10 protein-coding genes are annotated in these 13,044 nt (G+C 72.4%); 4 read left to right on the top strand and 6 right to left on the bottom strand.

Features of this window, described 5'->3' with window-relative positions; all coding sequences use genetic code 11:
* Positions 1–163: 163 nt before the first annotated feature.
* Together dnaJ and hrcA are read right to left on the bottom strand one after the other, a co-directional pair.
* Complete coding sequence (gene dnaJ / locus ACWCP2_RS27825; protein ID WP_250739430.1) at positions 164–1,300, bottom strand: molecular chaperone DnaJ; 1,137 nt, start codon at positions 1,298–1,300, stop codon at positions 164–166.
* On the bottom strand, positions 1,301–2,317 hold the full coding sequence (gene hrcA, locus ACWCP2_RS27820; RefSeq protein ID WP_450911317.1) for a heat-inducible transcriptional repressor HrcA: 1,017 nt from the start codon (positions 2,315–2,317) through the stop codon (positions 1,301–1,303).
* Positions 2,318–2,470: 153 nt separating this feature from the next.
* Here hrcA and ACWCP2_RS27815 point away from each other — a divergent pair, with 153 nt between their 5' ends.
* Positions 2,471–3,196, top strand: a complete 726-nt coding sequence (locus ACWCP2_RS27815) for an MBL fold metallo-hydrolase (RefSeq protein ID WP_450911316.1) — start codon at positions 2,471–2,473, stop codon at positions 3,194–3,196.
* A 28-nt stretch (positions 3,197–3,224) separates the two neighbouring features.
* Positions 3,225–4,022: a DUF3097 domain-containing protein gene (locus ACWCP2_RS27810; protein ID WP_450911315.1), complete on the top strand. Its 798-nt coding sequence runs from the start codon at positions 3,225–3,227 to the stop codon at positions 4,020–4,022.
* 30 nt (positions 4,023–4,052) lie between these two features.
* Here the strand turns inward: ACWCP2_RS27810 and hemW are convergent, their stop codons facing one another.
* From hemW to lepA, 3 genes are all read right to left on the bottom strand, one after another.
* Positions 4,053–5,285 (bottom strand): radical SAM family heme chaperone HemW, encoded by a 1,233-nt coding sequence (gene hemW / locus ACWCP2_RS27805; protein ID WP_450911314.1) that lies wholly within the window; start codon positions 5,283–5,285, stop codon positions 4,053–4,055.
* 57 nt (positions 5,286–5,342) lie between these two features.
* The gene (locus ACWCP2_RS27800) at positions 5,343–7,235 is read right to left on the bottom strand and encodes an AMP-dependent synthetase/ligase (protein ID WP_450911313.1); all 1,893 of its coding nucleotides are present in this window, start codon (positions 7,233–7,235) and stop codon (positions 5,343–5,345) included.
* 232 nt (positions 7,236–7,467) lie between these two features.
* The gene (gene lepA, locus ACWCP2_RS27795; RefSeq protein WP_450911312.1) at positions 7,468–9,333 is read right to left on the bottom strand and encodes a translation elongation factor 4; all 1,866 of its coding nucleotides are present in this window, start codon (positions 9,331–9,333) and stop codon (positions 7,468–7,470) included.
* Between the two features lie 267 nt (positions 9,334–9,600).
* Here lepA and rpsT point away from each other — a divergent pair, with 267 nt between their 5' ends.
* Complete coding sequence (gene rpsT / locus ACWCP2_RS27790; RefSeq protein WP_250739437.1) at positions 9,601–9,867, top strand: 30S ribosomal protein S20; 267 nt, start codon at positions 9,601–9,603, stop codon at positions 9,865–9,867.
* 848 nt (positions 9,868–10,715) lie between these two features.
* Here rpsT and ACWCP2_RS27785 read toward each other — a convergent pair.
* On the bottom strand, positions 10,716–11,384 hold the full coding sequence (locus ACWCP2_RS27785) for a TetR/AcrR family transcriptional regulator (RefSeq protein WP_450911311.1): 669 nt from the start codon (positions 11,382–11,384) through the stop codon (positions 10,716–10,718).
* A gap of 92 nt (positions 11,385–11,476) precedes the next feature.
* On the opposite strand from ACWCP2_RS27785, the gene ACWCP2_RS27780 reads away from it, so the two are divergent.
* On the top strand, positions 11,477–12,895 hold the full coding sequence (locus ACWCP2_RS27780; protein ID WP_450911310.1) for an MFS transporter: 1,419 nt from the start codon (positions 11,477–11,479) through the stop codon (positions 12,893–12,895).
* Positions 12,896–13,044 lie beyond the last annotated feature (149 nt).

Here is a 13,044-nt window from a genome sequence, read left to right as displayed (position 1 = left end):
GGGACCGAATCACGGCATTCGCCTGGCATAGTCCCCTTCACCGGGGTGCCCGAATACCGCCGCCGCCCCGCCGCCGCGCAGGCCGCGAGCCCGGTCCGGGGCATCCCCGGACCGGGCTCGCAGGTGTTCTCGTACGCTGCCCGTACGCTGCTCCGCGCGCGGCTCAGCGCCCGTTGAAGGCGTCCTTCAGGCGGCTGAACAGGCCTTGCTGACCCGGCGCGAACTGGCCCATCGGCCGCTCCTCGCCCCGCAGCTTGGCCAGCTGGCGCAGCAGGTCCTCCTGGGCCGGGTCCAGCTTGCCCGGGGTGGTGACCTCGACGTGCACGATGAGGTCGCCGCGTCCGCCGCCGCGCAGGTGGGTGACGCCGCGCCCGTGCAGCGGGATCGCCTGCCCGGATCCGGTGCCGGGCCGGATGTCGATCTCCTCCAGGCCGTCCAGCGTCTCCAGCGGGCACTTGGTGCCCAGGGCCGCCGCCGTCATGGGGATGGTGACCGTGCAGTGCAGGTCGTCCCCGCGCCGCTGGAAGGTCGGGTGCGGCAGTTCGTGGATCTCCACGTACAGGTCGCCGGCGGGGCCGCCGCCGGGGCCGACCTCGCCCTCGCCCGCGAGCTGGATCCGGGTGCCGTTCTCGACGCCGGCCGGGATCTTGACGGTGAGGCTGCGGCGGGAGCGGACCCGGCCGTCGCCCGCGCACTCGGGGCACGGGGTCGGGACCACGGTGCCGAAGCCCTGGCACTGCGGGCAGGGCCGCGAGGTCATGACCTGGCCCAGGAAGGACCGGGTGACCTGCGAGACCTCACCGCGGCCGCGGCACATGTCGCAGGTCTGCGCCGAGGTGCCGGGGGCGGCGCCTTCGCCGGAGCAGGTGGTGCAGACGACGGCCGTGTCGACCTGGATGTCCTTGGTCGTGCCGAAGGCGGCCTCGTCCAGTTCCAGGTCGAGGCGGATCATGGCGTCCTGGCCGCGGCGGGTCCGCGAGCGCGGTCCGCGCTGCGAGGACTGGCCGAAGAAGGCGTCCATGATGTCGGAGAAGTTGCCGAAGCCGCCCGCTCCGAAGCCGCCGGCCCCGCCGCCGCCCGAGGAGGACAGGGGGTCGCCGCCGAGGTCGAAGACCTGCTTCTTCTGCGGGTCCGAGAGGACCTCGTAGGCGGCGTTGATCTCCTTGAAACGCTCTTGCGTCTTGGGATCGGGGTTCACATCCGGGTGCAGCTCGCGCGCGAGCCGACGGAATGCCTTCTTGATCTCGTCCTGCGATGCGTCGCGGCGCACGCCGAGAACGGCGTAGTAGTCCGTGGCCACTTACGACTCCGCCAGGATCTGTCCGACGTAACGTGCCACTGCGCGTACCGCTCCCATCGTTCCGGGGTAGTCCATGCGGGTCGGTCCGACCACGCCGAGTTTGGCGACTGCTTCGCCGCCCGAACCGTAGCCGACCGAGACGACGGACGTGGAGTTCAGTCCCTCGTAGGCGTTCTCATGCCCGATCTTTACGGCCATTCCCGACTCACTGGCCTCGCCCAGCAGCTTGAGGAGCACGACCTGCTCCTCCAGCGCTTCGAGCACCGGCCTGATCGTCAGGGGAAAATCGTGTCCGAAGCGGGTCAGGTTGGCGGTGCCGCCGATCATCAGCCGCTCCTCCGCCTCCTCGACCAGCGTTTCGAGAAGGGTGTCGAGGACGGCCTTCACCGTCGCCCGGTCCTCGTTCTCGAAGGACTCCGGAAGGTCCTTCACCAGCGGCGGCACGTCGGTGAACCGACGGCCGACGACACGGCTGTTGAGGCGGGCCCGCAGGTCCGCGAGCGAGGCCTCCCCGAAGGGGGCCTGGCAGTCGACGAGCCGCTGCTCGACCCGGCCGGTGTCCGTGATGAGGACGAGCATCAGGCGGGCCGGGGCCAGCGAGAGCAGTTCCACGTGCCGCACGGTGGACCGGGTGAGCGAGGGGTACTGGACGACGGCGACCTGCCGGGTGAGCTGCGCGAGCAGCCGCACCGTGCGGCCGACGACGTCGTCGAGGTCGACGGCTCCGTCGAGGAAGTTCTGGATGGCCCGGCGCTCGGGCGTCGACAGCGGTTTGACCCCCGCCAGCTTGTCGACGAAGAGGCGGTAGCCCTTGTCGGTGGGGATCCGGCCAGCGCTGGTGTGGGGCTGGGCGATGTAGCCCTCGTCCTCCAGCACGGCCATGTCGTTGCGCACGGTGGCGGGCGAGACCCCGAGCCGGTGCCGCTCGGTGAGCGCCTTGGAGCCGACCGGCTCCTCCGTCCCGACGTAGTCCTGGACGATGGCGCGCAGCACTTCGAGTCTGCGTTCGCTGAGCATCGCGCGCACACCTCCATCGTTTCCGTCGTTCGCGGCTTCGGCAGGCCCTGCCTGCTGGCACTCTGAGCGTTCGAGTGCCAGAGATCCCCCGGTCAGTGTACGGCGGGGTGGTGCACCCCTAGCAAGGGCGGCCCGCCAAGGTAGCGTCGCGGCATGGACGTGCGTTGGGAAGAGGCGGGCTGGGAACGGCTCACCGAACGGTCCGGCCGCAAGCGCCTGCCGGTGTGGGATTGCACGGTGGGACTGGTGGTGGGCGAGGATTCGGCCCTTCTCATCGACCCCGGGTCCTCCCTGCGGGAGGGCGCGCTGGTGCGGGCCGAGGCGGAGCGGCTGGCGGGGCGGCGCGTGACCCATCTCGCATTCACACACGGACATTTCGACCACGTGCTGGGCGGTGCGGCGTTCGCGGGGGCGGAGGTCTACGGCCCGGTCGGCCTGGACGCCCTGCTCTCCGTGAGCCGGGACGAGCTGCGGGCCGACGCGGTCCGGCACGGTCTGCCGGAGGCCGAGGCCGCCGAGGCGGCGGATCTGCTGGTGGTCCCCCGGCACCTGGTGTCGGGCGAGTGGACGCTCGACCTGGGCGGGGTGCAGGTGCTGCTGGCGAACGTGGGCCCGGGACACACCCGGCACGATCTGGCGGCCTTCGTGCCCGGGGCGCGCGAGGTGGTCTTCTGCGGCGACCTCGTCGAGGAGTCCGGGGAGCCGCAGGCGGGCCCGGACGCCACGCCGCGGCAGTGGCCCGCCGCGCTCGACCGGCTCCTGGCCCTGGGCGGGGACGACGCTCTGTACGTGCCGGGTCACGGAGCGGTGGTCGACGCGGCCTTCGTCCGTGCCCAACGCGACACACTGGCCGCCCGCTTCGGCGTGTCGGGCCACTGAACCGGCCCGCTCTCCTACCCTCGGCCGGATGCGCGAGTACTCCCCCGACCTGACCCCGCAGTGGAAGCGCTCCAAGCCCGTCCCCGAGGTGCCGGCCGATCCGGACCTGGTGGTCGAGGTGGCGGGTACGGACTTCTGCGGCGCGGTGGTGGCCTGCGAGGCGGGCACGGTCACCCTGGAGGACCGTTTCGGCAAGCGCCGCGTCTTCCCCCTCGAACCCCGCGGCTTCCTCCTGGACGGCGCGGTGGTGACCCTGACCCGCCCGGTCCGCGCGCCGGCCGCCCCGGCCCGTACGGCCTCGGGTTCGCTCGCGGTGCCCGGGGCCCGGGCCCGGGTGGCCCGTGCGGGCCGGATCTACGTGGAGGGCCGCCACGACGCCGAACTGGTCGAACGGGTCTGGGGCGACGACCTGCGGATCGAGGGCGTCGTGGTGGAGTACCTGGAGGGCATCGACGACCTCCCGTCGGTGGTCGCGGACTTCGCCCCCGCCGCCGACGCCCGCCTCGGCATCCTGGTGGACCACCTGGTCCCGGGCTCCAAGGAGTCCCGCATCGCCGCCGCGGTGACCTCCCCGCACGTCCTGATCGTGGGCCACCCGTACGTGGACGTCTGGCAGGCGGTCAAGCCGTCGGCCCTGGGCATCCGCGCCTGGCCGGTGATCCCGCCCGGCCAGGACTGGAAGACGGGCATCTGCCGCGCCCTGGGCTGGCCGGAGAACACGGGCGCCGCCTGGCAGCACATCCTGTCCCGGGTGACCTCGTACAAGGACCTGGAGCCCACGCTCCTGGGCGCGGTGGAGCACCTGATCGACCATGTGACGGCGTAGCCAGGGTTCCGCGGCCCTGCCCCTTCAGGGCTAGTCCACCAGGTCGCGGACCACCGCGTCGGCCAGGAGGCGTCCACGGAGGGTCAGGACGGCCCGTCCGGCCGCGTACGGGCCCGCTTCGAGGAGGCCGTCGGCCAGGGCCCGCCCGGCCGCGGCAAGGCCCGCAGGCGCCAGCAGGGACAGCGGCGCCCCGTCCACGAGCCGGAGCTCCAGCAGGATCCGCTCCACCCGCCGGTCCTCCTCCGAGAGGAGTTCCCTTCCCGCCCCCGGCGACCGCCCCTCCGCCAGCGCCGCCGCATACGCGCCGGGATGCTTCACGTTCCACCAGCGCACGCCGCCCACGTGCGAGTGCGCCCCGGGCCCGGCCCCCCACCAGTCGGCCCCGCGCCAGTACAGCTCGTTGTGCAGGCACCGCCCGGCCTCGGAGGTGGCCCAGTTCGAGACCTCGTACCAGGAGTACCCCGCCTCCGCCATGACCGCGTCGAGGATCAGGTACCGGTCCGCGTGGACGTCGTCGTCCGTCATGGGGACCTCGCCCCGCCGGATGCGCCGCGCGAGCTGCGTGCCCTCCTCCACGATCAGCGCGTAGGCGCTGATGTGATCGGGCCCGGCCCCCAGCGCCGCCGTCAGCGAGGCCCGCCAGTCCTCGTCGGACTCCCCCGGCGTGCCGTAGATCAGGTCCAGGTTCACGTGCTCGAAGCCCGCCGCCCGCGCCTCCGCGACGCAGGCCTCCGGCCGCCCGGGGGTGTGCGTGCGGTCGAGCACCTTCAGGACGTGCTGCTTGGCGCTCTGCATGCCGAAGGAGATCCGGTTGTAGCCGCCCGCGCGCAGTTCCGCCAGGTACTCCGGGTTCACCGACTCCGGGTTCGCCTCGGTGGTGACCTCGGCGTCCTCGGCCAGCCCGAACTCCTCGCGGATCGCCGCGAGCATCCGTACGAGATCGCCGGCGGGCAGCAGCGTGGGCGTACCGCCGCCCACGAACACGGTCCGTACGGCCCTGGGGTCGTCGCCGAGCACCTTGCGCGCGAGCCGGACCTCGTCGATCAGGGTGTCGGCGTAGTTCTCCCGGGAGGCGAGCACGCCGCCGGTGCCCCGCAGCTCGGTGGCCGTGTAGGTGTTGAAGTCGCAGTACCCGCAGCGGGTGGCGCAGTACGGGACGTGCAGGTAGAACCCGAGCGGCCGCTCCCCGGCGCCCGCGAGGGCGTGGGGCGGCAGCGAGCCGTCTTCGGGCATGGGTTCACCGTCGGGCAGTGCGGAAGGCATGGGCCCATTGTCCCGCACTGCCCCAAGGTCGTTTACGGCCGCGCGCGGCGCCCGGCGCTACTTCTCCCGGGAGCCCTCGTACATCTCGTCGATGAGGTGCTTGAACTCGCGCTCGACGACCGGCCGCTTCAGCTTGAGGCTCGGGGTGAGGTCCCCGTGCTCCACGTCGAGGTCGCGCGGCAGGAGGCGGAACTTCTTGACCGTCTGCCAGCGCTGGAGGCCCTCGTTGAGGGTCTGGACGTAGGTCTCGATGAGCCGGTTCGTCTCGGGCGCGGCCAGGACCTGGGAGTACGTCCTGCCCTCCAGACCGCTCTCGGCGGCCCAGACCAGGATGGAGGGCTCGTCGAGGGCGATGAGGGCGGTGCAGAAGTTCCGGTCGGCGCCGTGGACGACGATGCTGGAGACGTACGGGCAGAGCGCCTTGAACTGGCCCTCGATCTCCGCCGGGGCGACGTACTTGCCGCCCGAGGTCTTGATCAGGTCCTTCTTGCGGTCGGTGATGCGCAGGTAGCCGTCCGCGGAGAGCTCGCCGATGTCGCCCGTGTGCAGCCAGCCGTCGGCCTCCAGCACCTCGGCGGTCCTCTCGGGCTGTCCGTGGTAGCCCTGCATGATGCCGGGGCCGCGCAGCAGCACCTCGCCGTCGTCGGCGATGCGGACCTCGGTGCCGGGGAGCGGCTTGCCGACGGTGCCGGTGCGGTAGGCCTCGCCGGGGTTGACGAAGGAGGCGGCGCTGGACTCGGTGAGCCCGTAGCCCTCCAGGATGTGGATGCCCGCGCCGGAGAAGAAGTAGCCGATCTCGGGAGCGAGGGCGGAGGCGCCGGAGACGGCGGCGCGCAGGTTGCCGCCGAAGGCCTCGCGGAGCTTGGAGAAGACGAGCGCGTCGGCGACCTTGTGCCGGGTGGCGAGGCCCAGGGGGGCGCTGGCCCGGCCGGTGCGCCGGAAGTTGTCCTGGGTGACCTTGGCGTACTCGCGGGCCACGCCGACGGACCACTGGAAGATCTTGTACTTGGCCCCGCCGCCGGCCCGGGCCTTGGCCGCGACGCCGTTGTACACCTTCTCGAAGATGCGCGGGACGGCCGCCATGTAGGTCGGCTGGACGATCGGCAGGTTCTCGATGATCTTGTCGATGCGGCCGTCGACGGCCGTGACGTGGCCGACCTCGATCTGGCCGGAGGTCAGCACCTTGCCGAAGACGTGCGCGAGCGGCAGCCAGAGGTACTGGACGTCGTCCTTGGTGATCAGGCCGGTGGCCACGGTGGCCTTGGCCATGTACGACCAGTTGTCGTGCGGCAGCCGCACGCCCTTGGGCCGGCCGGTGGTGCCCGAGGTGTAGATGAGGGTGGCGAGCTGGTCTGCGGTGATGGCCGCGATCCGCTCCTCGACCACCTCGGGGTGCTTGGCCAGGTGCTCGCGGCCGCGCGCCTCCAGGTCGGCCAGCGAGAGCACCCAGCCCTCGGGGTCGCCGTCGGCCGGGACGGCGTCGGCGGCCTCCACGACCACGACGTGGGCCAGCTCGGGCAGGTCGGCGCGGCGCTCACGGGCCTTGGCCAGTTGCGCGGCGTCCTCGGCGATCAGGATCCGGCTCTCGGAGTCGGAGAGGATGAACGCCGACTCCTCCGCGTTCGTGCTCGGGTAGATGGTGGTCACGGCGCCGCCGGCGCACATCACGCCGAGGTCGGCGAGGATCCACTCGACCCGGGTGTTGGAAGCCAGTGCGACGCGCTGCTCCGGCTGGATCCCGAGCTCGACGAGTCCGGCCGCGATGGCGAAAACCCGCTCGGCGGCCTGTCCCCAGCTGAGGGACTTCCAGTCGTCCGGGCCTCCCCTGCCGTCCGCGGCGGGGACCGGGTAGCGGTAGGCCTCGGCGTTCGGCGTGGCGGCGACACGCTCCAGGAAGAGGGTCGCCACGGTGGGCGGGCGGTTCTCGATCAAGGTCTGTGTGTCGCTCACGGACATCCTCCGGACCACGCGGCAGGGCATGTACAGGGCTTGTAACTGGCGAGTAACCAACGAGCAGTGATCAGACTAGGGGCCCTCCGCCTGGCGCGTAAGGGCCCCTGGGACGCCGATTCATAACGAAGCGGACGCCCGCGGCCCCGCATTCCGCTCCGCGGCCGGATACGAAACGGGCCCCCGCGCCGGAGCGCGGGGGCCTGCTTCGCATGCGATGACTTCGCCGCGGCTACTTCTTCTTGCCGCCGGACTCGTCGCTGGAGAGGACGGCGATGAAGGCCTCCTGCGGGACCTCCACGGAGCCGACCATCTTCATGCGCTTCTTGCCTTCCTTCTGCTTCTCCAGCAGCTTCCGCTTACGGGAGATGTCACCGCCGTAGCACTTGGCGAGGACGTCCTTGCGGATGGCGCGGATGGTCTCGCGGGCGATGACGCGGGAGCCGACGGCCGCCTGGATCGGGATCTCGAAGGCCTGCCGCGGGATGAGCTCGCGCAGCTTGGCGACCAGGCGCACGCCATAGGCGTAGGCGGCGTCCTTGTGGCAGACGGCGGAGAAGGCGTCGACCTTGTCACCGTGCAGCAGGATGTCGACCTTGACCAGGCTGCCGGCCTGCTCGCCGGTGGGCTCGTAGTCGAGGGAGGCGTAACCGCGGGTCTTGGACTTCAGCTGGTCGAAGAAGTCGAAGACGATCTCCGCGAGCGGGAGCGTGTAGCGGATCTCGACCCGGTCCTCGGAGAGGTAGTCCATCCCGAGGAGGGTGCCGCGGCGCTGCTGGCACAGCTCCATGATCGCGCCGATGAACTCGGAGGGCGCGAGCAGGGTGGCCCGTACGACCGGCTCGAACACGTCCCTGATCTTGCCCTCGGGGAACTCGCTCGGGTTGGTGACGTTGACCTCCTTGCCGTCCTCCATGACGACGCGGTAGACCACGTTCGGCGCGGTGGCGATCAGGTCGAGGCCGAACTCGCGCTCCAGGCGCTCGCGCACCACGTCCAGGTGCAGCAGGCCGAGGAAGCCGACGCGGAAGCCGAAGCCCAGCGCCGCCGAGGTCTCGGGCTCGTAGACCAGCGCGGCGTCGTTGAGCTGGAGCTTGTCCAGGGCCTCGCGCAGGTCCGGGTAGTCCGAGCCGTCGAGCGGGTACAGGCCCGAGAAGACCATCGGGCGCGGGTCCTTGTAGCCGCCGAGGGCCTCGGTCGCGCCGTTGTTCAGGCTGGTGATGGTGTCACCGACCTTGGACTGACGGACGTCCTTCACGCCGGTGATGATGTAGCCCACCTCGCCGACGCCGATGCCGTCGGCCGGGGTCATCTCCGGGGAGGAGACACCGATCTCCAGCAGCTCGTGCGTGGCGCCGGTCGACATCATCCGGATGCGCTCGCGCTTGTTGAGCTGGCCGTCGACCACACGCACGTACGTCACGACACCGCGGTACGAGTCGTAGACCGAGTCGAAGATCATCGCGCGGGCCGGGGCGTCCTTGGGACCGACCGGGGCCGGGACGGTGGCGACGATCTTGTCGAGCAGCGCGTCCACGCCGAGACCGGTCTTGGCGGAGACGCGCAGGACGTCCTCGGGCTGGCAGCCGACCAGGTTCGCGAGCTCCTCGGCGAACTTCTCCGGCTGGGCGGCCGGCAGGTCGATCTTGTTCAGGACCGGGACGATCGCCAGGTCCTTCTCCATCGCCAGGTACAGGTTGGCGAGGGTCTGCGCCTCGATGCCCTGGGCCGCGTCCACCAGGAGGACCGTGCCCTCGCACGCCGCCAGGGAGCGCGAGACCTCGTAGGTGAAGTCGACGTGCCCGGGGGTGTCGATCATGTTGAGGACATGGGTCTTGCCCTGGTCCTCGCCCGTGTTCGGCGCCCAGGGCAGCCGGACGGCCTGGGACTTGATCGTGATGCCGCGCTCACGCTCGATGTCCATGCGGTCGAGGTACTGGGCGCGCATCTGCCGCGAGTCCACCACGCCGGTGAGCTGGAGCATCCGGTCGGCAAGGGTCGACTTGCCGTGGTCGATGTGCGCGATGATGCAGAAGTTGCGGATCAGCGCCGGGTCGGTACGGCTCGGCTCGGGCACGTGGCTGGGGATCGCGGGCACGCAGTGTCCTGATTCTCGGGTCGCAGTCGGAACGAAGTGTGGGCGTCGGTCTGCGCGACATCGGATCCTGGCCGGGGTCCAGTCGGACCTGGCCTGGCTCCAGTCGGATCTATACGCAGACTCCCATGGTCCCATGAACCGGGGAGTGCGCCCGGTTTGGGCCGGTCGGAAGGCAGCTGGTAACCTGAGCAGCTGTGTCTCGTGTGCCCTCTAGCTCTACGGGACGCAATCCGAAGATCAAATCTCTGAACCTGCAAAGGCTCTTTCGTGGCGAACATCAAGTCCCAGGTCAAGCGCAACAAGACGAACGAGAAGGCTCGCCTTCGCAACAAGGCCGTCAAGTCCTCGCTCAAGACCGCCATCCGCAAGGCCCGTGAGGCCGTCGTCGCCGGTGACGTCGAGAAGGCCACCGTGGCTTCCCGCGCCGCTTCCCGCGCGCTCGACAAGGCCGTCTCGAAGGGTGTCATCCACAAGAACGCCGCCGCCAACAAGAAGTCGGCGCTGGCGACCAAGGTTGCCTCCCTTCAGGGCTGAGCCCCTGATGTGATCGCCGGGCAAGGATCCAGCGGGCCCTCTCTCCCGCTCCCGACCGGCACTCCGCGCCGCACACGAAGCGTTCGCCACGCGGGTGCGGTGCACACCGAGAAGTAACCGAAGGCCCCGGCCGCCTCCCTTCCCCAGGGCAGCGGCCGGGGCCTTCGGCGTACGGCGACCCTCCGGCGGCTACGGGCCCCAAGGAGCCAGGGGCCCCCCGGAGCCCCGCTCCGGGACCGCGTACGGGCCGGGCCCCGGCGCGGACGGGCCCGGGGCCGGCCCGGCCCGGGGGCCGGCGCGGACGCGGTCCCGGGCCTCCGGCCCGCCCGGGCCCAGGGCGCGGGCCACCCGCCGTTCCGGCCCGCGCGGAGACGGGCGGGCTCCACGCTCCTGACGTACGGAGCCTCCGTCAGGCTCGGGGCGCGGGGCGCGCAGGGCCCGGGGCACAGGGCCCGCGAAGCGCAGGGCCCGAGGCTCAGGGTCCGGGGCGGCAGGGCTCGGGGCGCAGGTCCGGGGCTCAGGGCCCGGGGCGGCAGGGCTCGGGGCGCAGGTCCGGGACTCAGGGCCCGGGGCGGCAGGGCTCGGGGTGGCGAAGCCCGGGGTGGCGAAGCCCCGGGGTGGCGAAGCCCCGGGCGGCAAAGCCCCGGGCGGCAAAGCCCGGGGTGACAGAGCCCGGCGCGGCAAAGCCCAGGGCGGCAAAGCCCGGGGCGCAGGGCCCGGGGCGGCAGAGCCCGGGGCTCGCAGGGTCCGGGGCGGTAGAGCCGCTCGCAGGGGCGGGCCGATCGGCGCCCGGGGAAGCCTCCGGGGCGCCGGACGGGAGCCTCGGGCCCCGGGCCGATGCCGGGCCCTCAGGCCGCCGGCCCCGACGGCACTCCGGGGCCGGCGGCCCGGGCCGAGACCGCGGCGAGGACGGTGGCCGTGAGGACCTCCGGCGCCTCGGCGGGGGTCATCCGACCGGCCTGGACCTCGGCGGCGGCCGCGTGGACCATGCTGTAGACAACCGTCACCAGCCAGTCGGCGGACAGGTCGGCACGCAGCTCACCGCTCTCCCGGCCCCGGCCGATCAGCCGGCGGACGGGAGCGAGGATCCGGTCGTGGCGCTCGCGCAGCCGCTCGGGCGGCAGCGCGGCGGAGACGGCCGCGAACACCGCGGAGTGCCGGTCGAGAACCCGCCACGAGCTGCGGATGAGCACCCCGAGGGCCTCCTCGGCGCCGCCCGCGGCGGCCGACCCGCCCCCACCCTCACCGCCACTCCCACTCCCACTCCCACTCCCACCGTCGAGCGCCTCCAGCGTGGCCGCGGCCTCGTCGACGGCCCGGTCGAGGGCGGCGTCGAGAAGGGCCTCCCGGGTCGGGAAGTGCGAGTAGAGCGTGACGCGGCTGACTCCGGCGGCGCGAGCGATCGCTGCCATGCTCGCCTGCGGATCGGCGAGGAAGCAGTCGAGGCCCGCGTCGACGATCGCGGCGGCGTTGCGCTCGGCGTCGGCGCGGCGGGAGCGGGGTGCGTCGGAGACCATGCCCGCAAACTTAACACCCCTGTTCACATTCCCCGGGCCAAGCCGCATACTCAATCCCTAACACCACTGTTAACTTTAGGAGCGGCTTCGCCATGCCCTCGCACATCCCGCCCGCCCAGGACCGGACACAGAACAAGGCCGCACACCCACACCCCGGCCACCACCCGAGCGCCCACCCAGGCGCCCACCCGAGCCGTCACCCCGTCCCCACCCTCGTCCTCCTCTGCCTGGCCCAGTTCATGCTCATCGCCGACGTCACCGTCGTGAACGTCGCCCTCCCCGCCATCGCCACCGATCTCTCCCTCTCCGGCCCCGGCCTGACCTGGATCGTCACGGCGTACACCCTGTTCTTCGGCGCCCTCCTGCTGGCCGGTGGCCGGCTCGCGGACCGGTTCGGCGCGGTACGGACGTTCCTGACCGGGCTGGCCCTCTTCACCGGCGCCTCGGCGGCCTCCGGGCTCGCGGGGGACGCCGCCACGCTGATCGCGGCCCGCTCCGCGCAGGGCGTCGGCGCGGCCCTGCTCTCGCCGGCCGCCCTGTCCCTGGTCACGACCCTGTTCCAGGGTCCGGACCGGCACCGCGCCCTCGGCGCGTGGGCGGCGATCGGCGGCACCGGCGCGGCCCTCGGGGTCCTGCTCGGCGGGGTCCTCACCGACGGCCCCGGCTGGCGTTGGATCTTCTACCTCAACCTGCCCGTCGGCGCGCTCGCCCTCCTCGGAGTCCCCCTCCTCCTGGGCCGTCCGTCCCCCACCACCGCGGACACCACGCGCCGCCGGACACCCCCGCTGAACGTTCCGGCGATCCTCCTGCCGACGCTGGCAGCGGGCGCACTCGTCTACGGCCTGACCGAACGCTCCTGGCTCCCCACCCTCGCCGCCCTCGCCGTGACGGCCCTCCTCATCGCGACCCAGCGCCGCTCCGCCAACCCGCTGATGCCCCCCGCCATGCCGGGCCGGCGCTCCCTGCTGGGCGGCAGCGCGGTGATGCTGGGGGCGGCGGGCCTGCTCGTGACCGGGTTCTACCTGAGCTCCCTACACATCCAGCAGTCCCTCGGGCGCAGCCCCCTGGTCACCGGACTGGCCTTCCTCCCGGCGGCGGTGGCCGCCACCGCGGGCGCGCACCTGGGTTCCCGGCTGCTCCCCCGCTTCGGCTGGCGCCCGGTCGGCGCGGCGGCGTTCACCGTGGCCGCCGCGGGAGCGGCCCTCACCTCCGTGGGCGGCCTCTGGTCGGGCCTGGTCCCCGGCTTCACCCTGCTGGCCCTCGGACTCGGGGCGGCGTTCGTGTGCGCCACGACCTCGGCCCTGTCCGAAGTCGCCCCGGCCCACACCGGCCTGGCCTCCGGCCTGGTCGGCACCTCGCACGAACTGGGCGCGGCCCTCGCCATCGCCGCCCTGGCCTCAGCCGACTTCACCACTCTCGCCTACCCGTCCCTGGCCCTTGCCCTGGCCACCCCCCTCCTCCTCCCGAAGGGCCACCCGGACCCCACAGCCACCCATGCCATGGCCCACTAACCCCGAGGAAACCTACGTACAGCCCCACCAGGTCCAGGCACAGCCCGAGTGTCAGGGCACAGCCCGAGGGGGGCGGGCACAGCCCGAGGGGGGCGGGCACAGCCCGAGGGGGGCGGGCACAGCCCGAGGGGGGCGGGCACAGCCCGAGG

Source organism: Streptomyces sp. NPDC002104, assembly GCF_053593795.1.
The sequence above is the reverse complement of the archived record's forward strand: the minus strand, read 5'-3'. Positions and strand labels throughout refer to the sequence as shown.

Coding starts and splice junctions, on each gene's coding strand:
- hrcA (WP_450911317.1), bottom strand. CDS start 2,317: ATGCTCAGCGAACGCAGACTCGAAGTGCTGCGCGCCATCGTCCAGGAC.
- ACWCP2_RS27815 (WP_450911316.1), top strand. CDS start 2,471: ATGGACGTGCGTTGGGAAGAGGCGGGCTGGGAACGGCTCACCGAACGG.
- ACWCP2_RS27810 (WP_450911315.1), top strand. CDS start 3,225: ATGCGCGAGTACTCCCCCGACCTGACCCCGCAGTGGAAGCGCTCCAAG.
- hemW (WP_450911314.1), bottom strand. CDS start 5,285: ATGCCTTCCGCACTGCCCGACGGTGAACCCATGCCCGAAGACGGCTCG.
- ACWCP2_RS27785 (WP_450911311.1), bottom strand. CDS start 11,384: ATGGTCTCCGACGCACCCCGCTCCCGCCGCGCCGACGCCGAGCGCAAC.
- ACWCP2_RS27780 (WP_450911310.1), top strand. CDS start 11,477: ATGCCCTCGCACATCCCGCCCGCCCAGGACCGGACACAGAACAAGGCC.